The 26,496-nt window shown below is 47.1% G+C and carries 24 protein-coding genes; 20 read left to right on the forward strand and 4 right to left on the reverse strand.

Annotated features, from left to right (window positions below):
• Nucleotides 1-70: 70 nt before the first annotated feature.
• Both AC0LWT_RS08475 and AC0LWT_RS08480 read right to left on the reverse strand, forming a co-directional pair.
• Nucleotides 71-439, reverse strand: a complete 369-nt coding sequence (locus tag AC0LWT_RS08475) for an HsmA family protein (protein WP_474680798.1) — start codon at nt 437-439, stop codon at nt 71-73.
• A gap of 217 nt (nt 440-656) precedes the next feature.
• On the reverse strand, nt 657-1,172 hold the full coding sequence (locus AC0LWT_RS08480; RefSeq protein ID WP_474680799.1) for a helix-turn-helix transcriptional regulator: 516 nt from the start codon (nt 1,170-1,172) through the stop codon (nt 657-659).
• Nucleotides 1,173-1,492: 320 nt separating this feature from the next.
• On the opposite strand from AC0LWT_RS08480, the gene AC0LWT_RS08485 reads away from it, so the two are divergent.
• The 8 genes from AC0LWT_RS08485 (at nt 1,493) to AC0LWT_RS08520 (ending at nt 11,239) form a co-directional block, all read left to right on the forward strand.
• Nucleotides 1,493-2,620 carry an ROK family transcriptional regulator gene (locus tag AC0LWT_RS08485; RefSeq protein WP_474680800.1) on the forward strand — a complete coding sequence of 376 codons (1,128 nt, stop codon included), beginning with the start codon at nt 1,493-1,495 and terminating at the stop codon, nt 2,618-2,620.
• Between the two features lie 202 nt (nt 2,621-2,822).
• The gene (locus AC0LWT_RS08490) at nt 2,823-3,761 is read left to right on the forward strand and encodes an ROK family protein (RefSeq protein WP_474680801.1); all 939 of its coding nucleotides are present in this window, start codon (nt 2,823-2,825) and stop codon (nt 3,759-3,761) included.
• A complete protein-coding gene (locus AC0LWT_RS08495) occupies nt 3,758-4,483 on the forward strand; it encodes a glucosamine-6-phosphate deaminase (protein WP_474680802.1) in 726 nt (241 codons plus the stop codon). The genes AC0LWT_RS08490 and AC0LWT_RS08495 overlap by 4 nt, the downstream gene beginning before the upstream one ends.
• Before the next feature lie 28 nt (nt 4,484-4,511).
• Complete coding sequence (locus AC0LWT_RS08500; protein WP_474680803.1) at nt 4,512-5,828, forward strand: ABC transporter substrate-binding protein; 1,317 nt, start codon at nt 4,512-4,514, stop codon at nt 5,826-5,828.
• A gap of 78 nt (nt 5,829-5,906) precedes the next feature.
• Nucleotides 5,907-6,827 carry a carbohydrate ABC transporter permease gene (locus AC0LWT_RS08505; RefSeq protein WP_474680804.1) on the forward strand — a complete coding sequence of 307 codons (921 nt, stop codon included), beginning with the start codon at nt 5,907-5,909 and terminating at the stop codon, nt 6,825-6,827.
• A gap of 4 nt (nt 6,828-6,831) precedes the next feature.
• Entirely contained in the window at nt 6,832-7,665 is an 834-nt protein-coding gene (locus tag AC0LWT_RS08510; RefSeq protein WP_474680805.1) for a carbohydrate ABC transporter permease, read from the forward strand.
• 45 nt (nt 7,666-7,710) lie between these two features.
• On the forward strand, nt 7,711-9,096 hold the full coding sequence (locus AC0LWT_RS08515; RefSeq protein WP_474680806.1) for a family 4 glycosyl hydrolase: 1,386 nt from the start codon (nt 7,711-7,713) through the stop codon (nt 9,094-9,096).
• A gap of 4 nt (nt 9,097-9,100) precedes the next feature.
• Nucleotides 9,101-11,239, forward strand: a complete 2,139-nt coding sequence (locus AC0LWT_RS08520; protein WP_474680807.1) for a glycoside hydrolase family 3 N-terminal domain-containing protein — start codon at nt 9,101-9,103, stop codon at nt 11,237-11,239.
• A gap of 130 nt (nt 11,240-11,369) precedes the next feature.
• Here the strand turns inward: AC0LWT_RS08520 and AC0LWT_RS08525 are convergent, their stop codons facing one another.
• Complete coding sequence (locus AC0LWT_RS08525) at nt 11,370-11,876, reverse strand: GrpB family protein (protein WP_474680808.1); 507 nt, start codon at nt 11,874-11,876, stop codon at nt 11,370-11,372.
• A gap of 244 nt (nt 11,877-12,120) precedes the next feature.
• On the opposite strand from AC0LWT_RS08525, the gene AC0LWT_RS08530 reads away from it, so the two are divergent.
• The 4 genes from AC0LWT_RS08530 to AC0LWT_RS08545 are packed head-to-tail and all read left to right on the forward strand — an operon-like array spanning nt 12,121 to nt 16,198.
• Entirely contained in the window at nt 12,121-13,659 is a 1,539-nt protein-coding gene (locus AC0LWT_RS08530) for a spore germination protein (protein WP_474680809.1), read from the forward strand.
• 6 nt (nt 13,660-13,665) lie between these two features.
• Complete coding sequence (locus tag AC0LWT_RS08535; RefSeq protein WP_474680810.1) at nt 13,666-14,844, forward strand: Ger(x)C family spore germination protein; 1,179 nt, start codon at nt 13,666-13,668, stop codon at nt 14,842-14,844.
• A gap of 24 nt (nt 14,845-14,868) precedes the next feature.
• Entirely contained in the window at nt 14,869-15,093 is a 225-nt protein-coding gene (locus AC0LWT_RS08540; RefSeq protein ID WP_474680811.1) for a hypothetical protein, read from the forward strand.
• 16 nt (nt 15,094-15,109) lie between these two features.
• The gene (locus AC0LWT_RS08545; RefSeq protein WP_474680812.1) at nt 15,110-16,198 is read left to right on the forward strand and encodes a GerAB/ArcD/ProY family transporter; all 1,089 of its coding nucleotides are present in this window, start codon (nt 15,110-15,112) and stop codon (nt 16,196-16,198) included.
• A 204-nt stretch (nt 16,199-16,402) separates the two neighbouring features.
• Here AC0LWT_RS08545 and AC0LWT_RS08550 read toward each other — a convergent pair whose 3' ends face one another.
• Complete coding sequence (locus tag AC0LWT_RS08550; RefSeq protein WP_474681050.1) at nt 16,403-16,933, reverse strand: TetR/AcrR family transcriptional regulator; 531 nt, start codon at nt 16,931-16,933, stop codon at nt 16,403-16,405.
• A 77-nt stretch (nt 16,934-17,010) separates the two neighbouring features.
• Between AC0LWT_RS08550 and AC0LWT_RS08555 the strand changes: the two genes are divergently transcribed.
• From AC0LWT_RS08555 to AC0LWT_RS08590, 8 genes are all read left to right on the forward strand, one after another.
• Nucleotides 17,011-17,901: an aldo/keto reductase gene (locus tag AC0LWT_RS08555; RefSeq protein ID WP_474680813.1), complete on the forward strand. Its 891-nt coding sequence runs from the start codon at nt 17,011-17,013 to the stop codon at nt 17,899-17,901.
• A gap of 574 nt (nt 17,902-18,475) precedes the next feature.
• Nucleotides 18,476-19,264: a DeoR/GlpR family DNA-binding transcription regulator gene (locus AC0LWT_RS08560; RefSeq protein ID WP_474680814.1), complete on the forward strand. Its 789-nt coding sequence runs from the start codon at nt 18,476-18,478 to the stop codon at nt 19,262-19,264.
• A 179-nt stretch (nt 19,265-19,443) separates the two neighbouring features.
• Nucleotides 19,444-20,661 (forward strand): pyridoxal phosphate-dependent aminotransferase, encoded by a 1,218-nt coding sequence (locus AC0LWT_RS08565; protein WP_474680815.1) that lies wholly within the window; start codon nt 19,444-19,446, stop codon nt 20,659-20,661.
• 47 nt (nt 20,662-20,708) lie between these two features.
• Nucleotides 20,709-21,620: a carbohydrate ABC transporter permease gene (locus tag AC0LWT_RS08570; RefSeq protein ID WP_474680816.1), complete on the forward strand. Its 912-nt coding sequence runs from the start codon at nt 20,709-20,711 to the stop codon at nt 21,618-21,620.
• Nucleotides 21,617-22,441, forward strand: coding sequence for a carbohydrate ABC transporter permease (locus tag AC0LWT_RS08575; protein WP_474680817.1), 825 nt, complete (start codon nt 21,617-21,619; stop codon nt 22,439-22,441). Before AC0LWT_RS08570 ends, AC0LWT_RS08575 begins: the two co-directional genes overlap by 4 nt.
• A gap of 33 nt (nt 22,442-22,474) precedes the next feature.
• Nucleotides 22,475-23,788, forward strand: coding sequence for an ABC transporter substrate-binding protein (locus AC0LWT_RS08580; protein WP_474680818.1), 1,314 nt, complete (start codon nt 22,475-22,477; stop codon nt 23,786-23,788).
• Between the two features lie 48 nt (nt 23,789-23,836).
• Nucleotides 23,837-25,345: an alkaline phosphatase family protein gene (locus AC0LWT_RS08585; protein WP_474680819.1), complete on the forward strand. Its 1,509-nt coding sequence runs from the start codon at nt 23,837-23,839 to the stop codon at nt 25,343-25,345.
• 6 nt (nt 25,346-25,351) lie between these two features.
• Nucleotides 25,352-26,491, forward strand: a complete 1,140-nt coding sequence (locus AC0LWT_RS08590) for a M20 family metallopeptidase (protein WP_474680820.1) — start codon at nt 25,352-25,354, stop codon at nt 26,489-26,491.
• The last annotated feature ends 5 nt before the right edge of the window (nt 26,492-26,496 follow it).

Raw genomic sequence — 26,496 nt, forward strand, 5'->3', positions numbered from 1 at the left:
AAGTATAACAGAGGCGTTTTTTGCCATGCCCATATCCCTTAATATCCGGGAGATGGGGCAAAGCGATGGCTTATTTGAAAATACTTAGTCCGACCCCAATCAAGTAAGGTACTAACCACAATCCCCAAACCACTAAGCTAAACTTATGGAATTGACCGATTTGCTTTTCCTTCTTTCTCCATAATACAATTGCTGCCCATATGGCATGAATTAGCATCAGCAGAAGGGCGACCATGCCTGTAATACCGTGCAAATTAATCTCTCTGTTTGGGTTCAGCTGCCCCATAAAGCCAGTACCTATTCCATCGAACAATAGACCGGCAAAGAAGAAAGCGAGATGCTTCGGTTTCAGCCGACCTGAAATTTTTTCAGCCCAGACACCGATAGTATAAGCAACCAACGCTAAGTTTATAAACAGAACCGCGAAAAATAATAACATGATTTCCTCCTGAATAGTTTATTTTTGAATAGTCATAACTGACTAATTCATGATTGATTATATATTGCATGATATGATTAGTCAATACTGACTATTTGAATTTTGACTATCTTTAATTTTCTTTCTTGGTAATATTCATGCTAAAACCGACACAAAAAAAGCAGGCTCTGCGCTGCAGCGCAAAACCCGCTATGAAATGTACGAATCGAAAGAAGGCCTATTCTTTTTGTAATTCTTCAATAACAGATTGCAACCAGTTCCTCTCAGCCTGTTTGCATACAAGATGATGCTCGATCGATAAATCAACCCCTCTTGAGAACTTATGTTTAGGCATTTGTTGCAATTCTTCGATTTGTTCGGTCAACCCATTCAAACGCAGCAAGAGACAATCGATCGCTTCTTCTTTGGGTAGATAGTCCATGAACATAAGTCCAATATCGCCCTTGAAGGACGTAGTATCCTGCTCAGACAGGTTTCCACGAAGAAGCAAGTAAAATTCTTCTTCGCCGGCCGGAGTAATGGAATACACCTTTCTCGGCGGGCGGTTTCCTTCCTGGTCCTCGCGTACGCTGATAAAACCTGCAGCGTTCAGCTTGTCCAAAATGGCATACGCTGTAGCTTTTTTCATGGAGGTAACCCTGCTCAAGTTTTTATCGATAAATTCATTAATTTGATAGCCATGCAGACTTTGGGACTTTAATATTCCAAGTAATAGCAGCGTTCTTTCGTCCATAGCCTTCCCCTTCTGCTCGTTCCGATATGATTTATTATATTTTACAATAATTTCATTATTTAATAAAGCTTCAAGGAAGAGCCTATCCCCGTGTTCCTCTCAGTCACTCGCTAACCATTTCCTTGGCAATCTGTAGCATCTCCTGCCATGCTGATCCTCCTCAACTTATTGGAATATTATACAGCATCCTCTGTAAATTTTTCCATTGAGTTGTCCTGTACCAGTTTTGGCTAGTTCGCCGTAAGGAAAGTTGCGTTCATTGACGTGATCGGCTTCTTCGTTTAAATTAAATTTATACGAAATCCAAGGAGACAGGGAAATTGAAAAAAGGCAGTTTGGAACATTTGAAAAAATTAAATCGCAACCTCGTATTGGAAATGATTCGTTCCGACCAACCGATCAGTCGGGCCAAGGTAGCGCAAAAATTAAACCTTAGCCGCTCGACCGTTTCCGCTATCGTCGATGAATTGATCTCCAAGAAGTTTGTGATGGAGACCGGGTTCGGTACATCTACCAGAGAAGGCGGACGGAAGGCGATCGAGCTAGGGTTTAACCCGCGGTCCGGCTTTGGAGTTGGGGTTGAGCTCCTGTTAAAGGGGCTGTTTATTTGCATCACGGATCTTGACGGGAATGTTGTCTGGAAGGAGCGGAGGGAAACCGATAAAGACTATCGGACGATTTATGAATGCATTCTCTCAAGTTTAGATAAAGCTTCCGTGCCAATGGATGCTGTGGTCGCGGTCGGTTTTTGCATTCCCGGTTTAACCAACTGCAAAGAAGGAATTATCGTTGATGTACCCGAATTTGGCTGGAAAAATGTCCGCTTTGTCGATGAAATGAAGAAGTATTTGGCCAAACCCATTTACATCAATAACGATGTGAACTGCGCGGCTTTATGTGAACGATGGGTTGGCGGGGCCAAAGACCTGGAAGATTTTATATACATTTATATAGGCATGGGATCCGGTGTCGGCAGTGCGATTATAGCGAACGGGAATTTGGTGCTTGGAAAAGATTTTATGGCCGGAGAGATCGCCTATTTTCTGTTTGAGGAAGATGTATCGAGCAATCGGACGAACGTGTCCGGCGAATTCGGAGTTTTTGAGAAGAAGATTTCGGGAACTGCACTCGTGGGGAGCCAAGGCTCGGTACAACAGTTGTTCCGTGCATACGAGCAGGGGGAACCGAAGTCTGTCCTTGCTGTGAACCGCTTTGTAACCAGTTTGTCTATTGGAATTGCCAATATGGTCAGTCTGCTCAATCCGGAGAAAGTGATTATCAGCGGTGAAGTGTCAGGCTATATGCAGCCTGTTTTGAACGAAGTTCAATCCAAGGTAAGTAAAATGACGCCGATTCAAACGACCATCGAAACTGCTGCGGTGAGATCGGAAGCAGGAGCACTTGGGGTTATTGCTTATGCTTTCGAACAAGAGCAGAATATTATGTAATGATTTTTTTATCATGCACGGGATAATCTAAACACGGCTTGTTTGTATGTCTACTACAAACAAGCTGTGTTTTTTTAGTTTGTTTTTTAATTGACATAACTATGAAAACGGTGTATATTCGTTTTAGATAGTACGTTCGAAGAACAAACTAACTAAACAACGCATTTTCAAATTGCCGAACTGAGGTGCAGAAAAAAAAATTATGTTAAGTACGAACAATTCTCAGCAAACCTCTGCTGAAGAAACCTATGCTGTTGGAGTCGACATCGGCGGAACAAAAATTATTGTCATAATTGCCAATCAAAACGGAGAAATCGTTTACAAGGAAAAAGTAAAAACGACGGAAGGGCTTGAAAAAATTTATGGGTACATTATGAAAAGCTTAAGTGCCGCCGCTATATCGCTGGAACAAGTTGTTGCAATCGGTTTCGGCGTGCCGGGTGTCACGAATAGCAAAGAAGGGATTATTATCGAAGCTCCCGCATTAAATTGGAGCCATGTTCCATTCAGAGATCAAATGCAGCAGTATTTGAATAAGCCCGTCTTTGTAGAAAACGATGTGAATTGTGCGGCATTAGGCGAACGATGGATCGGCTCGGCACCGAATTCGAACGACTTCGTGGTTGTGGCGATCGGAACCGGAGTGGGAAGCGCGATTGTTGCGAACGGCTCCCTCATCCAAGGAAGCAGTCATATGGCGGGTGAAGTCGGTTATCTCGTTTCGGAGCAGGATGTTCTTGACAACAAGTTCAATGCGTTCGGTCAATTCGGGCTTTTCGAGAAAAAAATATCCGGGGTGGCATTGTCTCAGCATGGCATTTTGCCCCACATTTTGTTTGAGCAGTATGCCGAAGGGGACGAAAAAGCGATTTCGATTATTGATCGTTTTGTCGCCGACTTGTCCATCGGAATTGCCAATATCGTCAGCTTGCTGAACCCCAAAAAAGTTATACTTGGCGGCGGAGTTTCTCAATCGCTTCATTTTGTAATCGATCTCATTCGTGAATCCGTAGCCAATTTAACGCCGATTCCGACGGAGATCGTGCTTACAGCTTTAGGGGAGGAAGCGGGAGCTGTCGGAGCCGTTGCTCTTGCTTTCGAACAAATGGGCATATTTAACCAACAAGGAGGTGCGGCATGAAAACGTATGTAGCTCACGACTATACGGCAATGTCTTTGCAGACAGCCGAACTGATCATTCAGTGTATCAATCGAAAGCCTGATTCCTTAGTATGCTTTGCAGCCGGAAATTCACCGCTCGGTACATTATCTTGTTTAGTGGAAGCAGCACGTCGAGGCGAGGTGAATTTTGACCGGTGCCGCTTTATCAGCCTCGACGAATGGGTCGGACTCGATGAATCGGATGAGGGCAGCTGCAGACAAACGATGAATGAACACTTTTTTATACCATGCGGCATCGAGGAAAGAAACATTCATTTTTTCAATGGCAAAAGCAGCGACTTGGAAGCCGAATGCAAGTCGATGGATGAACTGATTAAGACTCATGGGAGCATTGATTTATTGCTGCTTGGAGTTGGTATGAACGGCCATCTGGGCTTTAACGAGCCAGGCGTCAGCTTTGATCTGTACACGCATGTTATCGATCTCGATTCCGTTACCAAACAAGTTTCCGTGAAATATTTCCAAAATCAGCAGCAGGATGTACAGCAAGGAATAACGCTTGGAATCAAGCATGTGCTGGAAGCGAATACAGCCATTCTTATCGCCGATGGAGCCAAAAAAGCGGAGATCATGAGAAAAGCTTTGCACGATGAAGTGACGAATCAAGTTCCTGTTACGGTACTGCAGCGGCATCCGAATGTGCACGTTTGCCTGGATGAAGCGGCCGCATCGTTAATATAGGCCAAAATAAAAAATAGGGGGATGCAACATGAAAAAATTAAAAACGTATTCAATATTTTTCCTGCTGTCGATGACGGCGTTCAGCATGGCCGGCTGCACATCCGGATCAAATGATGCCGCAAAAGCTTCAGGCGGCGCTGGCGCCGGAAAAGTTACTTTGACGGTAACTTCTACGATGACCGACGAAGCCCGTGTTAACATTATGAATCAAACGATCAAAATTTTTAACCAGACGCATCCGAACGTAACGATTAAATACGATCCGAGTCCTTGGTCCAACTATGCTCAAAATTTAAAGCTGTCTTTCAATACCGATTCCGGGCAGGATATTGTGTATGTGGATGACACGATGCAGCAAATGCTGCAAAAAAATAACTACTTGATGGACATCACCAATGATGTGAAAAGCCGCGGTTGGATGGATAAAGAGGTTCCCGGCGCATTCGACTTCCAAAACGCAAGAACTTCAGGCAAGTATTACAGTGTTCCTTTCATGACGGCACCTGTTACGGTTTTCTACAATAAAGATATTTTTAGTAAATTGAACCTCACTCCGCCAAAAACGATGGATGAATTCAACGCCATTTTGGATAAAGTAAAAGCAGCGGGCTACGTGCCGATGGAAAATGGCGGATTGTCCAACTTGCCGAAGATGTGGTCGCTGTTCGATATTCTCTACAATCAAGTACCGATGGACGACATCAAACAGTTTTATTTCCAAAAAGGTATCACACCGGCGTTTGAAAAAGGGTTTGTAAACGCTCTGAATCAAATTAACGACTGGACCGATAAAGGATATTACCGGAGTGACGATGCTTCCATCGATGGAGCTGCAGTACCGCAGTACTATGCAAAGGGCCAATCAGCAATGGTGCTTGCCGGAAACTGGGACATTCCGACATTCGAGGGTACAAAGGTTGCGACCGGCGCATTTGCTTTCCCGTCGGCTAATGCAAATGCTTCGGCGAACCCGACCGTCAATGCGACAGACGGCGGATGGGCGCTCAATGCGAAGCTGAGCGGCGACAAGAAACAAGCCGCTTTGGATTTCGTCGACACGTTCTTGAATCCTGATGTCGTGAAACTCTGGTATGAAGGCGGATCTACACCGACGGTTAAGGCTGATATGTCCAGTGCTAAAGCTTCTGAGTTGAAAAAAGAAGTGGACCAATCGGTACAATCGACACAGATGGGCTTCTACTTGGACAATGCTGTTCCTGGACTTGGAGATATTTTGAATAAGCAGCTGCAATTGATGTTCTTTCATAAGGCCACTCCGGAACAGGCTTGGACAGAAATTAAAAATCAATATAACAAGCTGGTACAAGCTGCACAAGGCCAATAAGATTGAATGTTGAAACAAGATGTCCTTTAGCCTGCCATGGGCTAATGGGCATCCATCCTATAAGAGGAGGCGATTCTTGTGAAACAAGAAGCCATACCCTTATTGCAGCGCAGCAATAAACGGAAGGATGCGGGGAAAACAAATCCGCTTGCATACTTATTTCTGCTTCCGGCATTCGCCATGATCATCTATTTTGTTTGTTGGCCGGCGCTGCAAACTTTTTATATCAGCCTGACGAATTGGGATGGAATTAGTCCCAAGAAATTTGTAGGCCTTACAAATTATTATCGTCTGTTTAGCGAAGAGCCGATGTTTTGGCAGGCGATCAAGAACACTTTAATGTGGGTTGTCGGCGGGGCTACGATTCCCGTTTGGCTCGGGCTCGTTTTTGCAAACCTGCTTGTAAGAGGTAATGTCAAATTTACCAAATGGTTTCAGATGGGGTTCTTCTTTCCGCAAGTCATCTCATCTGTGATAGCCGCTGTTATTTGGAAGTGGATCTATGACCCGAACTTCGGACCCTTGTCCGCAATTCTGGATAACATCGGCATCGGCAAGCCTGCCGCGGGTTGGCTTGGGAATCCCGATCTTGTGATGTATGCGTTATTCGTCATTTTCTTGTGGGGAAGCTACGGATATACGACGATGCTCTTTACTGCGGCTTTACAGGGTGTCGATTCGCAATTGTATGATGCTGCAAATATAGACGGATGCGGGGCGTGGGGCCAATTCCGCCATGTTACGATTCCTGGCTTGCGGCAAACGATAACTACCGTCGTCATTTTAATGACGATCGGCTCTTTCAGCGTGTTTGATATCGTTATGGCAACGACCAAGGGCGGTCCGGGATACAGCTCTTATGTTATTTCATATTACGTCTATAACCAAGGCTTTATTGAAAATCGTTTGGGGTTTGCGGCAGCGGCTTCCATTATTTTGACAGTGTTCATTTTAATTGTTACCAGAACCATCATTCTGATCAGGGAAAAGGATCAATAAGCTTATGACCAGAATTTCGCATATCAGCCGCACACTCGTCTACGCAGTCATGATTACAGCGGCGCTGTTGACGATCGCTCCGTTCCTGCTCATTATCAATACTTCTCTAAAAACAACGGACGAAATCAATATCAACGGTCCTTTGGCACTGCCGCAAGCGCTGCATTGGGGAAATTATTCACGCATTTGGGATGTCGGAAATTTTGTGACCTATTTTCAGAATAGCGTCATTATCACCATCGTTGTTGTCGCGGTGGTAGTCCTTCTATCCTTGCTCGGTGCCTATCCGTTCGCTTATATGAGATTCAAGGGGAAGGGTATGCTTTTTCTCTTGATCCTGTGGGGACTTACGGTGCCATTGGATCTGATTATTATCCCTTTATTTACAAACTTGAAATCCATCGGCTTGCTGAATACGCTCTGGGCCATCATTTTGCCGCAAATCGCGTTGAATATTCCTTTCTCCATCTTTTTATTAAGAGGGTTCATGAAGGATATACCGGTAGCGCTTCTTGAGTCGGCGCGAATCGACGGTTCGAACGAAACGCAAAATTTGTTCCGAATCATCGTACCGATGCTGTATCCTCCGTTAGTTTCGCTAATTGTGTTTACAGCCATCGGGACATGGAACAACTTCATGCTTCCGACGATTCTTATTCAAAACGACATGCTGCGGACACTTCCGGTAGGACTCAATTTTTTCCAAACCAAATTTACAATAGATTATCCGATGATTGCTACCGCAGCGGTTATCTCGGCATTGCCTACTGCTGTCATTTACGTTATTTTTCAGCGGAACATTATGTCAGGTGTTATGGTAGGGGCATTAAAGGAATAGCCTGCACTAAATTATAATTTCTACATTATCAAAGGAGCTGGAACCATGAAAAAGATGAAAATTGCATTAATCGGAGCAGGGAGCGTTTCGTTTGCCTTAGGAGCATTGCAAGATATTGTATTGTCAGCGAGATTGAAAACTCAGGTCGATCTTGAAATCGCTCTTATGGATATAGTGGAAGAAAATGTGAATCGGACTTTTAAGTATGCGAATGAGATGTTCACCTCCTTCTCTCATCCGGCCAACATTTGGCAAACTACCGATTTGGAAAAAGCTCTTCAAAATGCGGATTTTGCCATCGTAGCCATTGAAGTGAACCGCTATTATTATTGGTCTCAAGATTTCCACATCCCGCGTCGCTTCGGAAGCAAGCAAATATACGGGGAAAACGGAGGTCCGGGCTCCATGTTCCATACGCTCCGCAACCTGGGGCCGATGCTGGAGATTGCCCGGATGATGGAAAAAGTATGCCCCGACGCCTGGTTTATCAACTATACGAATCCGGAAGCGAAATTGGTGGAAGCCATCTCCAAGTTAACTTCCATTAAGATCGTGGGTCTCTGTCATGGTCTGGATATAGGGATTCATCAGCTGTGCGATTTTCTCGAGCGGAAGCCCGAAGAAATCGGCATGGAAGGGGGCGGCTTGAACCACTTTGGCTTTTTCACCAAAATTTGGGATAAGAAGACAGGCGAAGACTTGTACCCGCTCTTCCGCGAAAAGGAACAAAAGGCTAACCGCCTGGCTCATTTCGACCACATCGGGCTCTCCAGAACGATGTATCATCTTTACGGCTATTACCCGTATCCGGGAACGAATCATATCGGAGAATATATCTCCTATGCGCAGGATTTCTACGCGGGCCTAGCGCTTCAATACAGATATGAACCGACGCAGGAGCAGCTCTGGAAGAAAGACTCGAGAACACCGGACTTTGTCTATAGTGCGAGCGGCAACATTTTGGACAAAGGATTGTACGAGCCTGTACAGACGCAGGAAACATGGACGAATGAGGCGTATACGTTTCGTAAAGAAACGGTGAAGTCGAGCGGTGAATATGCCATTCCGATCGTCGAAGCGATTTTCTTTGACGATGAAATTCAGTTGAATTCGGTCAATTTGCCAAATAATGGAGCGATTAAAGGGCTTCCTGACGATATGGTGGTGGAAACTCAAGCTATCGTGAACGGAAAAGGCATCTTCCTGAAGCCAATGACCGTCGAACTGCCGACGGCGGTTATCGGAACGATCCATATCCAAGGGACGATCCATAAACTGCTGTTGGAGGCGTTTGTTGAAAAATCGAAAACCAAACTGCTGCAAGCGATTTTGCTTGATCCGCAAGCGCCGACTTATTATCAGGCTTGTGCCATGATTGACGAGATGTGCGAGCTGCAGAAGGAAATTCTTCCTGCCCTGGAGTGGAAATAAGATCATGGATAACAATCAATTGCACGAATTGCTTCAGAAAATGACGCTGAAAGAGAAATTCGGACAGCTCACTCAAGTTACAGGTGAACCCTATGTAGGCAGAATCGATCAGGAAATGGTCGAAACCGGACCGGAGTATTCACGGCGCATACTTGAAGACGAGACCTTGTACACGATTGGCAGCGTCATCGGCGCATCCAGCGCCAAGATTACAAATCTGATTCAATCGGAGTATTTGAAGAAATCCAGACTGAAGATTCCTCTGCTTTTTATGCACGATGCCATACATGGCTATAAGACGATTTTTCCGATCCCGTTGGGACTTTCCTGTACTTGGGATGAAAAGATTGTAGAGACGGTGGCCGAAAAGACCGCGTCCGAATTAAGAGCTGCAGGAATCCATGTCAATTTCTCCCCGATGGTGGATCTCGTGCGAGACTCCAGATGGGGCAGGGTCATGGAATCGTTCGGGGAGGAGCATTTGCTGTCCGGAAATCTGGGAAAAGCGATGATCAAGGGCTACCAGAAAATTCACGAGGGGAAAATTTCTCCGAGCGGGGTAGCGGCCTGCTTGAAACACTTCGCTGCTTATGGGGCGGGCATCGGCGGAAAAGACTACAACGCCGTTGATATGTCGATGAGAGAATTTTTTGCCTATTATGGCAAGCCCTATGAGATTGCTTTGCAGGAAAAGCCCAAATTCGTCATGAGCTCATTTAATAGTTTCAATGGGACTCCGGTTACAGCGAGCCGAACCATGTTAAAAGATATACTGCGGGATCGATATCAATTTGGCGATTTGCTTATCTCGGATTGGGGCGCAGTTGCGGAGCTTCAAAAGCATCGTGTGGTTCAGGATGGCAAGGAAGCGGCTGAGCTGGCATTAAATGCGGGGGTCGATATCGAAATGGTGTCCACTCTCTACCTGGAAAATTTTGAAGCGATTATCGAACAGCAGCCGGCGCTGCTGGAAGATGTGGATGCGGCTGTCCTGAAAGTGCTGCAGTTGAAAAATGAGTTGGGCCTTTTTGAAAATCCGTATGCGGACGAAGGCTTGGAACCGACGATTATTTTGAATCGCGAATCTTTGGAAGCTGCTGAAGATGCGGCTCGTAAAAGCTGTGTGCTCTTGAAAAACGAAAATGCACTTTTACCGCTGCGCAAGGAGCATAAACATATTCTCCTTGTCGGACCTTTTGCCGATACGAGGGAGCTGCTCGGCAATTGGGCCTGCAAAGGAAGCTTCGACGATGTGGTGACACTGGCGACGGGCTTGAAGCAGGCGGATAACTCGCTTCAAATCGCCGCTTATGAGACACTCGAGGATTGCCCGAATGACATTTTGGCCACTTGCGATTATATTATCGTAACGATCGGCGAACACTGGGAGCGAAGCGGTGAAGGCCACAGCAGCGTCAAGCTTGAGCTGGAACAACGGCAGCAGCAGCTGATTCGGGCCGTGAAGAAAACGAATCTGCCTTACGCATGCGTCTGCTATTCCGGCCGGCCGTTGGCTTTGCAGGATATTATCGACGACATACCGGCATTGCTTTGGTGCTGGTACCCGGGTACCAGCGCAGGTGCGGCAGTCGCTGCGCTCCTCACCGGCCAAGCAACCCCCTCGGGGAAATTGACGATGTCGTTCCCGCGTTATTCGGCGCAAGCACCGGTTTATTACAACGAATACAGCACGAGCAGACCGGCCAATTCGTCCAGCTACAGCAGCCGATATCAGGATTGCGAGATCGGGCCGCTCTTTCCGTTCGGACACGGGTTGACCTATACAGGAACGACGTACTCGGATTTCAACATATCGAGTCATCGAATCAGCGAGGATCAGGAACTGAAGGTAACCTTTAAGATTCACAATCCGAGCCGATATGACTACTCGGAAATCGTAATCCTATATATTGAAGACTTTGTATCCAAGACGGTTCGCCCGATACGCGAAATGAAGGCATATCAAGTTATTCAAGTCCCGGCGTTCGGAGAGTATGCCGCCCAGATGTCCATCAGCTTGGAAGATCTAAAGTATCTCGATGCCGATTTGCAATGGACTGTCGAGCCGGGGAGTTTTCATATCTACATCAATAACATGGAGCAGCCGGTATTTACGATTGACTATGTACAGTCGCAAGTGTAAGGGCGCGAGAAAAGTCGAGTTCAGGAGCAGTTTAAGCCCTGACTCGGCTTTTTTTACATTATAATTACAATATGAATCAGCTGTGCATGACTAACAGGGGCCGCTGAAGTAGTAACGGTTCTGTCTGTACCTATCCATTACTTTTCTTTGCTTGTTCGAGTAAATTAGATACGTGATCGGCTTTTTCGTCCGAATAAGAGAGCAGTGTCGTATATCCTTTATTGATGGCGTTGAGTTTTCTTTCGCCATATTGCTTGGCTGCATGCGGGTTATCTCTTAAGTAATTTCTTATGAGAAGGTTATTTACCCATTGCTCACCATTCCAAATGACAACAGCAAGATTATAGGCATGTTCTTGGCGTTTTCGAAAATATAATCTTCCCTTTGTTTCTCCGAACCCTTCATAACCAAGCTGTATTAGGTTGTTAGTTACAGTGTTGTTTAACTCAAGCGTTTTCACGCCTACCAAAACATCAATAATCGGTTTTGCAAACATCCCTTGTACCGAGGTGCTGCCGAAATGCTGTATGTCGATAGCATTTCCAAAAGCTTGAAAAAGATTTACTTTTTCATTTTGAAATAAAGTAGGCCACTTTTCATCATAAGCAACTACACGAATAATCTCATCAATTCCCATCCTATTTCACTTCCTTTATTTGGTCTATTGTATCGCGCGAAGCAAATGAAAGCAATCACAATAAAATTTCGGATATCCAGACTTCCACGGTGCCGTGGCGGCGCCACAAATGAATGAAAATTATGTCCATACTTGTTACTACGGCTGGTGAAAGATGGGATGAAAAGCCGTTTTATGGATAAAATAATGGTGCGTTAACAAGATGATACGGCCAGTGATGGAATCGAACGGCAAGGAGGGGGCCATGCGGACACGAAATTCTACCTGTGACGGCAGCTTCGAATCCGCTGATCACACGGCTTTGGTTCCGGAGTTGGACCGCAATGTAGAGGCGCTGAAACAGGTCTTGGGCGAAGCCGACGACGTTTCGTTCCGCTCCTTCCAGGTGGCCGGAACGATCCGGGCGGAGCTCGTCAACATCCCCGGCATGTCGGACGGGCAGGAGATTGACAACAGCGTCCTGAAGCCGCTCATGCAATCACAGGACGCGGTATGCGCCGATTTGCAAGCGGTCAAGCACAGACTTTTGCCCGTCGTGTCCGCCGATGAGGTCGCGACTGTCGAGGAATGCGCCGGGCAATTGATCAAAGGGTATACCGTGCTCCTGATCGACGGTTGCACCGGCGCTCTGCTGCTTGGAATCTCCAAGTGGGACAAGCGCAATGTGGAAGAGCCGAAGACCGAACCGTCGCTGCGGGGGCCGCGAGAAGGCTTCACCGAATCGATTGCGACCAATCTATCGCTGTTGCGACGCAAAATTCAGAGTGTCAAGCTGAAGCTAAAATCACAAAGGATCGGCCGCTATACAGGGACGGAAGTCTATATCGCTTATATTGACGGTCTGGCCAAGCCTTCCTTGCTGCAAGAGGTGCAAAGCCGGCTCGAGCACATTGATCTGGACGGCGTGCTGGAATCGGGATACATAGAAGAACTGACGGAAGACAATCCGTTCTCGCCGTTTCCTCAACAGCAATTTACGGAACGGGTCGATATAGCGGCTGCGGGCCTGCTCGAAGGCCGCATTGTTCTGCTGGTCAACGGCACGCCCGATGCGCTGATCGTTCCCGCGACGTTGGCGACGCTTCTGCAAGCTGCGGACGATTATTACAACCGCGCATTATACGCCAGTGTTCTGCGTTTCTTACGCTACATAACACTGTTCATTTCCATGGTTCTTCCGGCGGTGTACGTCGCGATTTTGAATTTTCATCATGAAATGGTACCGGGCAAATTGTTGACCAGCATCGCCTCCGCACGCGAGGCAATTCCGTTTCCGACGTTCGTGGAAGTGATGATGATGCAGCTCGCATTCGAGGTGCTGCGCGAAGCCGGGCTTCGCCTTCCGCGGCAAATCGGTTCGGCCGTTACGATCGTCGGTGCGCTCGTCGTCGGAGAAGCCGCAGTATCGGCGGGGCTCGTGTCGGCGCCGATCGTCATCATCATCGCGTTCACGGGCATTGCAGGATTTACGGCTCCGCATTATTCGCTGGAGCTCGCCATCCGCCTTTTGCGGCTGCCGCTCATCGTGCTCGGAGGGACGCTGGGCATGCTCGGCGTTATGTTCGGCATTATCGCCGTTGCCATCCATTTGTGCATGCTTCGCTCCTACGGCGTCCCTTATTTATCCCCGTTCGCGCCATTGGAGGCAAACGAAATGAAGGATACCGCGATTCGGGCTCCAAGATGGAATATGACGATGCGTCCCGGTTTTGCGAGTATGCGAAACCGCCGGCGACTTGCCCGGGGGCAGAAACCGGAGCCAGGCAAAGGAGGCGGACGCTGACGGAATATGAAGATAAGGAGGGCATTCCCCTGGATACGTGCCTGCAAGCGGCTTTCGCTCGTGATAGCGGTGTCCGCTTTGCTATTGTCGACGGGTTGCTGGGACCGAAAGGAAGTGAACGATCTGGCGATCGTGACGATCGCCGGGTTGGACCGAAAGGATGACGGGGAGATCGAATTGACATTGGAGATCGTCGTGCCGAAGCAGGAAGGAAGCAAGACGCAGATGAGCGGCAACACCTCCAAAAGAAGCGGTCCGACTTTGATCTGGTCCGCTTCGGGAGCGACGGCTGCTGCCGCAGCCTCCAAGCTGCAGCGCAAGCTGCCCCGCGACATCTACTGGGGGCAACTGGAAATGTTGGTCGTAGGGGAGGCGTTGTCCCGCGATCAGTTCCGGGAACAGTTGGATTATTTTGTGCGCGACAATCATATTCGCTTGAGGGTTCAGCCGTTCGTCTGCAAGGGAGCCGTGCGCGATTTTCTCACTTCCGCCTCACCGCTCGAACAGACCAAAGCGGACTTTCTGGGCGGTGAAGCCGCTCGCGTCTTCCGTTGGCCGATAACGCTCAACCTCCTGGTGCAAAAGCTCGGCAAAAAATCGGAAACGGCGATTCTGCCTTACCTAGATATCACGCGGGACGGCAAGGAAAGCGTTCCTTATGTGAAAGGTTACGCCGTTTTTTCCCGCGACCGCATGGCTGGAGTGATCCAAGGGGAGTCGTTCTCGGGAGTGAAATGGCTGCTTCATCAAGTGAAAGGCGATGTCGAAACCGTGAAGTTGAAGGAGCCTACATCTTCGCTCATATCGATTGGCGTTCTTACTTCCAGCACCCGATTCGTTCCTGGCTTGGAGGAAGGAATGCCGCGAATGGAGGTCGGGATCGAAGCTGAGGTGAGCGTCGTTCAAAATACGACTCGCTTCAAAACGTCCGATCCGAAATTCATCCGCCAGGTCGAAAAAGCGGCGGCCGACGACATCCGCCATCGTGTGAAGACCACAATCAAGCAAGCCCAGGGGATGGGGGCCGACATTTTCGGTTTCGGCGAAGTGATCAATCGCCGTCATCCGAGGGAATGGCAACAATTGCAAGACCGCTGGGAGCGGATTTTTCCTTCTATGCAAGTCAAGGTGAAGGTCAAGGTGAGCGTCCGGCATATCGGGATGTATAACGAGCCCGCCGGATGAACTGCGAAAAGAGGTGTTGTGCCCGTGACTTGGTTGAACTTAGCGGGAGTAACGTGCGCAGCCGCGTTGATGGTTTGGGCCGAATGGCGCGGTCTCGAATTCGAATGCAAGAGAGAACGGGCGGCATTGATCGCCGTCACAGCTGCCGGCTGGATCGCGGCCGTGCTCGTCCTTGTTTTTCCGAATATGCCCGGACCGATCGAGCTATTCAATAGTGTACTCAAACCGCTGACCGCCGGGTTGAAGTGAGGGGAGAGGTTTGCCGATGGTGGAGAAAGGGAAGATTTCCGCAGCACAGCTAGGACTTCTTTTTTATGCGGTAGCCGCATACGACGGGATTCTGTTTATTCCGAAGATAACGGGGGAGGAGGCCGAGCGCGATTTGTGGCTGTCGCCGATCTGGGCCCACCTGGCCGGTTTGCTCTTCGTGCTTGCGATGCTTCGGCTTAGCCGTATGTTTCCGACGGAAACCATCATCCAGTACAGCGGGCGGCTGCTCGGTCCGTGGCTGGGCAAAGCGGCGGGCTTTACCGTCATCTTTTACGGTGTAAATTTGACTTCCGTCATCTTGAGAGAGTATGGCGACTTCATATCGGTCGTCTTTTTGCAAAAAACACCGGCACTTGTCGCCATGGGCGGCATGCTGCTGCTTGTTTCCTTTGCGGTCAGAGGAGGCGTCGAGGTGTTGGGGCGGCTGGCACAGCTGTTCCTGCCGCTCACATTCCTCGTGTTCGGACTGCTGATTATCTTATCGATTCCCGAATGGGACGCAAACCGTATTTTACCGATCATGGGCAAAGGGATCGCTCCTTCCGCCAAGGGGGCCATTGTCCCGTTCAGTTGGTTCTCCGGCTATATGATGCTCGGACTGTATTTTCCGTTCGTGTCGAATCAGAAGAAAACGATGAGGTGCATGATGGCAACCTGGTTCGGGCTCATGGTTACGCTATCCGTTTCCGGGCTCGTATCCGTCTTACTTTTCGGCAAGCATGCCCACACGTTGAATTATCCGTTCATTGAAGTTGTCCGCTATATCGGCGTCGGCCAATTTTTCCAGCACATTGACGTTTTGATGTTGGCCGTCTGGATTCTCGGTACGTTCGTTCAACTGACTTCCTATTTGTATACGGCAGTATTGGGGGCGGCCCAATGGCTCGGACTCAAACAATATCGGGCGATTGTGTTCCCGATCGGCTTTTTTACTCTCGTAATCAGCATGTGGGGACCCTCAAGCGTGGACGTATTCGAGACTTACTTGGCAACGAGCCAAGTTGTGTTCGATTTCTTCTACGTTTTTCTCGGACTGCTCCTGTTCGTAACGGCATGGATTCGAGTTAAAATGCCCCAAAAATGAAAAATGCGAAGTGGCGGCAAGGACCAAGCGGAAATCGAATGAGGAACGCGCCAATCCCGAACGGAAAGGCGGGTTTTTTGCCTTTCAAACACCGAAATAGTGTCAAGAAGCTTATCAGATCAGTGGGAGCCTCTTGTTATTGGGGTATCGCTGAAAAGGGCAATTTAACGAAACCGAAACACGCAGGTCATCTGCGTATTTATGTCAAAAAAGGTTTTTGGTAATCTTTTGAGTCAAATACTCAATTCTCGGTATCATGATTTCATCATCAATTGCTGAAAGCTTTTCGGATTTGAATAACTGAATTTTCTTTAATTGATAATAATCATATAAAATTTGTTGAACAGTTAATTGATTCATCATTAGATATTTAGCATTGAACATCCCCCTTAGAATTTCATCCTGCTTAATTAACAGCTTGCCATTGATATGATTAAAAATCCCTTTTTGAATTCCTTCATCGTAGAAAGTCAAAACCTGCTGTTCTCGCTGCTTCATGGCTGCATTCAATCGATCATACCAATCCGGGTAACTGGTTTCGAGTTCCTTTAAGAAAATATCCGTGAAATATTCGGTAAGTGAAACGGACTGCTCGAATATTTGCTGGAATCGGGTACCGAAACTTTGATCCGAATCCAATGGGCAGAAAGTCGGATCATTCATGTAATCAACAAATCCATCCACGATGAATCCGATTATTTCTTCTTTGGTTGAAAAATATTTATATAGAGTCACTCTGCTAATCTCCATCACTTTTGCGATTTCATCCATTCGAACGGATTGAAGTCCATTTTCCTTCTATCGGATTGGGTATGATGGGGATGTCCCCGGGAATCTACGGCACCATCAATGATGAAGAGTCCATCAAGACCATTCATCGAGCTCTGGAACTTGGAGTAACGTTGCTTGATACAGCTGATACGTATGGCAACGGTCATAACGAGGAACTTTTAGGCAAAGCTTTAAAAGGGCGGAGGGAGCAAGCAATTGTTGCTACCAAGTTTTCATTTGGATCCAATTGGGAGTTCATCGGTGGACACCCTGATTACGTAAAGAAAGCAATCGACGAGAGCCTGCGACGTCTTGATCTGGATTATATCGATCTTTATTACCAGCACCGGGTCGATCCTAATGTCCCAATTGAGGAGACGGTTGGTGCAATGGCTGATCTAGTTAAGGCCGGGAAAGTGCGTTATCTTGGTCTTTCTGAAGCAGATGCTTCTACTATTCGTCGAGCACATGCTGTACATCCCATTTCTGCATTACAAACGGAATACTCCCTTTGGAGTCGGGACGTTGAAGAAGAAATCCTTCCTACCGTAAGAGAGTTGGGCATCACTTTTGTAGCTTACAGTCCTCTAAGCAGGGGATTTATCACCGGCGAACTTCGTAATTATGAGGATCTTAAAGTCGATGATATTCGTAGAAATTTGCCTAGGTTCCAAGGTGAAAACTTCCAAAAGAATGTTGACATCGTTGACAAACTTGGGGAAATCGCCAAAGTGAAGAACTGCACGGTTGTACAGTTGGCAATAGCATGGACAATTGCTAAAGGCACTTTGCCGATTCCAGGTACGAAACGCCGACAATATCTTGAAGAAAATGTTGGGGCATTAGATATTCAACTTACTTCTGATGATTTAGCCCGTATTGATGCCGTTAGTCCAAATGCATTCGGTGGACGGTATCCCGGTATGGTCTAACCGGAGGGAAAAATACAGATTAACCCCTCGCAATTCACGAAAAAGCATGACGGGGATCCGACACATTCATTGGACTCCCAAGGCTTTGAGGTTGAAAGTGTGATGGCACTAAAAAAGAAAAAGAGGAACTCGAATAAGCGCTGCAAGATTGCGTATCTTTGTTTCAAGGCTGAAGCACACTGCCTTTCGCGGGCAGTGTTTTCTTATGTCCAGATCGAAAGAATTTTGTGCGGCCTCGCTCATCTAGTCGGGCAGAATAATGTCAAGTCTCCGTAATAAAATGAGCAAATTAATCTGTCAGGTAGTAGTATTCTTGCATCTTGTATACATAACGCTTAGTATATATACCGAACAAAATCTAATCGGCTTATACTACCAAATACTTGAATAATCCAATATGTGGTTTTTATATTGTAAATTCCGACTGAATGTGGTAATAGGATGAAATTGCATTGTTATTGAATTGTAAATGATCAAAAAGCAAGGTTAAATACGTCATTTCCCCATGGATTCTTTGGTGTGATTCAGTTAAGATAAATGTAATGGAATGACATACATAGTTTGGAGGGTAAGGATGCATTCTTCCTATAGTGAAGTGGAAAAAAGAAGGAAAGAGATATTGAAGGAACTGGAGGAACACGACAAAGTCTATGTACAAGAGCTTGCCGAAAAATTCGGCGTGACAACCGAGACCATTCGTCGAGACCTGGACAAGCTGGAAGGTCTGAACAAATTAAAAAAAATATTTGGCGGAGCGATCAAAACGAGCCATCAAAAGCTGGAATGGGTATATAACGATCGAGAGTCGATCAATCTGGAGGTCAAAAGAAAACTGGCTGCCGAGGCAGCCAAATGGGTGGAGGACAACGATATTATATTCCTCCAGGCAGGGAGCACCATCGCCCAAATGCCGCCATTCTTAAGAGACAAAAAGGAGCTTACGGTAGTCAGCAATTCCGTTCCTATCATTTTTGAATTCGCTCAATATAAGCGAAACGGAGTATTTGACGGGCGAGTGATTCAGATAGGCGGAGAGCTTCAAGTTTCTTCGATGGGGATGTCGGGCGTACTCGCTCAAGACATGTTAAAGGACATTACCGTAAACAAAGCTTTTTTTTCCTGCGGAGGCGTTACACCTGATAATATAAGTACGTTTCAAAGCGAGAGCGCGCTAATGATGAAAGGCTTGCTCACTCAAAGCCAAAAGAAAGTGCTTGTAGCGGATGCCTCTAAAATGGGAGTCAAGCATCTGTATAAAGTAACAACCATACATGAAGTGGACATGATTATTACGGATACGAACTTGCCTGAAGAATGGAAAACACACATCGAATTGTCCTCATTAAAATGGGTTTCTATCTAAATTCAAGTGCGATAAAAACAACACGTCGTTTGGAAACAAATGAAATGTTGTTTTTAATTTGTTTTATATTGGTTTTTTATAAAATTAACAATACATTTACGTTGTTTTTACACTTGTATTACATTCAGATGTTAAGATTTCTATGTAGAAACCACATGGAACGAAAGGGGAAACAATCATTGAATTACGAACTGAGCCATCGTGTTTGTGCGTTAAATCCTTACATCGGAGCGGAATTAAGAGATAAAGTCGAAGCGCTCCGCCGATCGGGGCGCAAGCTCATCGCTCTTAACGTGGGCGAACCGGATTTTCCCACACCGATCCATATCGCTCATGCAGGTATAGAAGCGATTATTAAAGGTGTGACGAAATATACCCCCGTGCAGGGTACATATGAAGTTCGGCAGGCAGTCAGCGAAAAACTCAAGCGAGAAAACGGTCTTAGTTATAACCCGGAGGAGGTGATAATCACCACCGGAGCCAAACAAGCAGTGGCGAATGCGTTGCTCTCGATATGCAACGAAGTCGACGAAGTTCTTTTGCCGATTCCCTGCTGGGGGAGTTACCCGGAAATGATCGCACATGCAGGGGCGCGTCCCGTGTTTGTTGAAACCGAACCGGAACAAGATTTTCAACTAAACGTGGAGCGGCTTAGCAGTAAAATAACTTCCAAGACGCGGGCTATTTTGCTGACAAATCCCAACAATCCGACCGGAACGGTGCTTGATCGGGAAACGTTGTATGCCATTGGCATGATTGCCGTTCGTCATCAACTTTACATCATTGCGGATGAAATCTATGAACATTTGATCTACGGCGATAAAGTTCCTTCGATCGCGGCTTTAAGCGAGGCAATTAAATCTCGGACGATTACGATAAACGGGTTATCCAAAGCGTTTGCCATGACGGGCTGGCGAATCGGTTACGCCTGCGGCCCATTGCCTGTGATTCGGGCAATGACGGTCCTTCAAAGTTACACCACCTCCAATCCAAGCTCGATCGGTCAATACGCGGCGATTGCCGCGCTCAAAGATGAAGGAGATACGGTAAAGAAAATGACCGAATCATTTGATGAACGGAGGCAATATCTGATTCGTGAGATTCGATCGATTCGAGGATTGGCATGTCCCAATGCGAGAGGCGCTTTTTACTTGATGGTTGATGTGTCCCGTTACTTTGGTTCTGTTTATGAGAAGGGGACGATTGCTAGCAGCAAAGACTTTGCCGAATACTTGCTGGAGCAGGCGGGTGTCGTTGTGACGCCGGGGGAAATGTTTCAGGCTCCCCATTTTATTCGGCTTTCATACGCCACATCCATGACGCAATTGCAGGAGGCTGTTGCATTGATCAGGGCGGCGTTGTCTCCATTGAAAATGAGAGAGGAGAATCTGACTTGAATCCATGGCACATGGATAACCATAGAATTTTGGAAAGGAAGAGGGGTTTGAGCGAGCAATCGGTGAAAAGCAAAAAAAACGGAGCCAAATGGGCGTATACGAACTTAACCGCTTATTTTTTGGTTTTTCCAGCCGTTGTTCTGCTCGTTGTATTTCATCTTTACCCGATGTGTATGACATTTTTTTTGAGCCTGACGGACTGGAATCTGATTGCCCCTGATTTTAATTGGATTTTCGCAGGCAATTATACGAAGATGCTTACCGCGCCCGAATTTTGGAAGGTGGTTGGACAGACGTTTATATTTGGAATCTTCTCAGTCGGCTTTACGGTCTTGCTGGCTACAGTACTGGCTGTTGTGCTGGACGAAAAACTGCGGGGCGTCAGGTTGTTTCGTTCGGTCGTATTTTTGCCCTACATTACGCCTATGGCGGCTATTGGTACCCTATGGGTATGGCTGTACGACCAGAATTTCGGTCTTATTAACTGGGTGCTCGGTTTCTTCTCGATTCCTCCTGCTCCTTGGCTGGCCAAGCCGGGGTGGGCCATGGCTGCGCTAATCATTACGAAAGTATGGAAGGTGGTCGGTTACTACATGGTGATTCTGCTGGCCGGCAAGCAAAACATAGCGGATTCGCTGTATGAAGCGGCCAAGATGGATGGAGCGGGAAGGCTGCAGTTGTTTAAAAATATTACGTTGCCGCTGCTCTCTCCTTATATCTTTTTTGTTCTTATCGTCGCGCTAATTGGCGCTTTTGAGGATTTTGATCTGCTGTATTCGATGACGCGAGGCGGGCCTGCTGAAAGCACAAATATGATGATTTATTACATTTACCAACATGCCTTTGATTTTTTTGATATCGGCTATGCTTCCGCAGCCGCGACAGCGCTTTTTGTTATCCTTCTGCTCATCACGTTTATCCAGATGAAGGTCTCCAAAAGGTGGGTGCACTATCAATGAGATTGCAACAATTCGCATTTCGATGGTTCGGATACGCCTTTTTGAGTCTTATTTCATTCGTTATGCTATTTCCTTTTGTTTGGATGCTCAGCACTTCATTAAAGAGCTTCGATCAAGTGTTCGTGTTCCCTCCAACCTTGATCCCGGAAGTATTCCGCCTGGAAAACTACGCAGAAATATGGAAGTCGGCTCCGCTGCTTCGGTATCTATTCAATAGCCTATTTACAGCAAGCGTCATTATCGTAGTGCAACTGCTGCTGATCATACCGGCGGCTTATGCTTTTGCCAGACTGCGGTTTAAAGGAAGCGGCTTTCTATTTCTCTCGGTTCTGGCTACTATGATGATTCCGAACCAAATCACGTTTATCCCTAATTTTTTGACGATCAAACAATTTGGGTGGGTGGATACGTATGCGGGCTTGATCGCGCCATTCAGTGTGAATGCCTTTGGCATATTTATGCTGCGGCAGGCCTTTATGCAAGTACCGAAGGAATTGGAGGAAGCCGCCATTCTCGATGGTTGCGGACACGCCAGAATCATGCGCCATTTGATTATCCCTTTGTCGGGAGCAGCCGTTGTGACGTATATCTTGTTGTCCTTTATCAAGAGTTACAATGAATTGTTTTGGCCGCTCATTGTGACTAATAATGAAAATTTGCGAACGGTTCAGTTAGGACTGACGCGATTTATTACGGAAGGAGGAACGCAGTGGAATCTGGTCATGGCAGTTGCCGCAGTCATTATCGCGCCATTAGCCGGATTGTTCATTTCCATGCAGAAGTTTATTGTAAAAGGCGTGGCCACTACGGGTTTAAAGTAAGCGATAAGCCATTATAAATATGAGGTGAAACCAATGAAACGTAAATTCATTAAAAGTGTTATCGTGGCGTCATGTTCGGTCATGTTGCTTGCAGGCTGCGGGCAAGAAGCTCCGTCTTCTTCCTCATCACAGCATCAGCAGGGGAAGCCGGTGCAAATTGAGTTTTGGTATGGCAATGGCGGGGTGATCGGGGATACCACCAAGAGTTTGGTCGAACAATTTAATCAATCGCAAAATGAGGTAAAGGTCAATGCGGTGTTCCAGGAGACTACGAATAATATCGGCAAGAAGCTATTGACGGCAATTGTGGGCAATGCTGTACCGGATGTTGTTCAGTTGAACGCCAGATTCTGGCCAACCTTTGCTTACAATAAAGCATTGCTGCCACTTGACTCTTATATTCAAAACGATTCGAACTTGGATTACGGCGATTTTGTGGACAGCTTTGTAAAGAACACTTCAATCGATGGAAAGACATACACCCTTCCCTTCAACCGGAGTACGTCGATCTTGTATTACAACAAAGATATCGTGAAGGAGATCGGGCTTGATCCGGAGCATCCGGTGTCCACATGGGACGAATTGGTGGCCGCCGCGAAGAAAGCGACCGTCGTCAAGGATGGGAAAACAGAACGATTCGGCTTCTCGACCTATCTGCCGCCTCTCTACTACTACTCGTTGATGTGGTCCAATGGCGGAGATATTTTCAGCCCGGATCAAAAGGAGGTTGTGCTCGACCAAGCGCCGGCGATTCAAGGTTTGGAAATGTATCGGAACATGATATATGACACGAAAACGATGATGCAGCCTACGGGCGGGACGACTACCGACAGCGGGCAGGAACTCGTCAATTTTAAAAATGGCAAGGTGGCTTTCCTGGTGGCCTCGACAGCCGACTTGAGTGAGATTCAAAAAAGTATCAAGTTTAACCTTGGCGTCGGTTTCGTGCCAAAGTTTAAAGAGTATGCCGTAACTACGTCTTCCGGGGGGAATCTCGCCATAGTAGCGAAGGCCCCCAAGGAAAAGCAAGACGCGGCCTGGAAGTTCATCAAGTTTCTTACCGATAAACAGCAAACCATTTATTTCACTCAGCACACCGGATATATGCCGATTCGAAAATCTGCCGCTCAAGCGCCTGAAATGGTGAAGTTTTATGAACAAAATCCGTTCTTCAAAACCGCTGTCGATGAGCTTCCCTACGGAAGGGCACTCCCGGTCGTGCCTGACTTCGATAAAATCGAAGCAGAGCTCCAAAAGGCAATCGGTAAAACCTATGCTCAAAATGTTCCGGCCCAAGAATCGATGAAGGAAGCCGCCGACCAGATACGTGCGCTGCTTAAGAAATAGAGGATAGCAAAAAAACGGATGACTATAAAATAAAAAGGAATGAACACCATGGGAAAAACGGCTGAGAAGAAAAGTCCTTCGGGACGGCGGGTACTCATTATCGGAGCGGACGGATTAAGGCCCGATCAGGTTAAAGCCGATACGATGCCTACGTATTGCCGGTTAATGAAAAGCGGGACGGTGTTCCAATCTTTTTATTCGGTATATCCATCGCTTACACGGGTATGCATGGCTTCTTTAACCACAGGATGCTATCCGGGACAGCATGGGTTGATGAACAATCTCATGTATGCGCCTGTTTTTTCAGAGGACGGACTGCTCCAGACAGGAGACCACCGAGAATTATTGCAATTTCAGGAGCGAACGGGGGAAGAGCTGCTCTTGCGTCCGACGTTAGGGGATCGTTTAGCCCGAGCGGACTTGCGTTTGACAGTTTCGGCCGGAAGCTCGCCCGGAGCTTCGTTGATCTGGAATTTTCATCATCCGCAGCATGTCATGAATCCTTCTACCGACTATGGGATCCCGGAGCTTAGCCGATTGCATGCCGCGCGAGGTGCAGTCGCTGCTGAAACCGATGTCCGGATCAAAAAGAAGGAACGCACTTTATGGGCAGTTCGGACGCTCATTGAACAGCAATTGCCCGATGAACAGAATACCGTTATGGTGCTGTGGCTTCCCGAACCGGACGATACGCAGCATTATTTCGGCATCGGTTCGCATGAGGCCAAGCAAGCCCAGAGGCTTGTGGATCAATGTTTATCCGAGATTTTGGAGGCTGTCTCGCGACTTGGAATCGAGGATGAATTGGATATATTGCTCATCAGCGATCACGGCCATTCGGCAGCAAATATGGTCGGCAGTCTGGAGCATTATTTGAATCAAGCCCGGAAAGAATTGAACAGAGAACTGAATTTTGTCGCAGTAGACGCTTTTATTTATGGGGATGAAAATCAAGTAGAGGAATTGCAGGCGCTCGCCGACTGGCTATCTGCACAAAGCTGGTGCAGTATGCTATTGGCGAAAGAACCGCTTCATCAGCAATTGAAAAATGCTCTGCCTTTAAGTGCGGTGATCGGTAGCATTACTCACGAAAGAGCGCCTCTGTTAGCCGTTGTTCCAGCATGGACCGATGAATTGAATCAGGACGGCATTCAAGGAGTTGTTCATTTTTTAAACGCCAAAACGGAGAATAAATCCTACCATGGCTCTATTCGAAATGAGGATATGCGGCCGTTTTGCATGGGATTCGGGCCCAGTTTTAAAAAGGACTATGCGGCGCATATTCCGGCAGGCATTATTGACATTGCGCCAACGGTTTTGCACTTGCTTGGAGTTACAGGTGAAAGCGGCTTTTCGGGAAGGGTTTTATTTGAAGGTTTGCAAGGTTACGAGGAGCAGGCGGTTCAGCACGACGCTGTTAAGTATGAGGACATATATGCGGATTCCGAACGAACAAAAGGAATTCGGATCGCTGATGTGAATGGATCGACTTATCTCATCGATTGTTTTTGTGAAAATACAAGAGCAGCTTTTTTGAAAGCCGCAAAGAAAGGATGAGGCGCGATGCCAACAAAATATTGGGAAGACAAGGAAACGGACATGCTCAAGCTGCTTGAGGAGCTTGTCAATATCGATAGCGGGACATTTTATAAAGCGGGTGTGGATCAGGTGGGGAATGCGCTGGCCTCTGCTTATCAGGCTCTCGGATTTCAAGTTGCGGTCGATCGGCAGTCCGAACGGGGCGATCATTTGATCATCGTTCATCCTGAGGCGCAACATCCGAACATCTTGATTATCGGACATATGGACACGGTATTTCCTGTAGGTACAACGCAAAGCCGACCTTTTTCACGTGATGAATCTTTTGCTTACGGACCCGGCGTATACGATATGAAGGCCAGCTTGGTCATGATGCTGTTTGCAATAAAATCATTGATTGAAGAAGTGGACGAGAGTTTCAAGCGGATCAAAATCATTCTGAATTCGGACGAAGAGCACGGTTCGATCTATTCCAGGAAACTGATTGAGCAGGAAGCGGCAGACGTTAAGTATGCTTTGATCGTTGAACCGAGCGATATGACGGGGAGGCTTATAACCGGCAGGCGCGGCGGCGGTAAATTCGAATTGCTTGTAACCGGAAAGGCGGCGCATTCCGGAGAAGAACCGGAAAAAGGACGAAGCGCCATTGGCGAACTCGCGTATAAAATTGTTCAACTTCATGCTTTGACCGATCCAAATGCAGGCGTACATGTCAATGTCGGGGTGGTTAGCGGCGGAACGACCAGCAACACGATCGCTGCCCACGCCAAAGCTTCTATCGATGTACGAATGGAGACACCGGAACAGGCCGTGGAGTTGGAGCGCAAAATCAAACACATTTGCTCGACTACAATGATTGAAGGAACCACATTAGTCTTGCAAGGCGGTATTACGAGACCACCGATGATAAAAAATGCAAATACTAAGCATTTATTGAATATCGTTCAAGAAGAAGCGATGCAATTGGGAGAGTCAGTATCGGATATGACAATAGGTTCAGGATCGGACGGTAACCTGACTTCGGCCGTAGGGATAGCGACGATTGATGCGCTAGGTCCGCGTGGCGGAAACGCTCATACTGCGGAGGAATTTGTGGTTATCGAAAGCTTGGTGCCAAGAACAAGGCTGCTGGCTAACCTGATTAAACGATTAAGTCGTGAATAAACCAT

This window comes from Paenibacillus sp. sgz302164 (assembly GCF_056120505.1).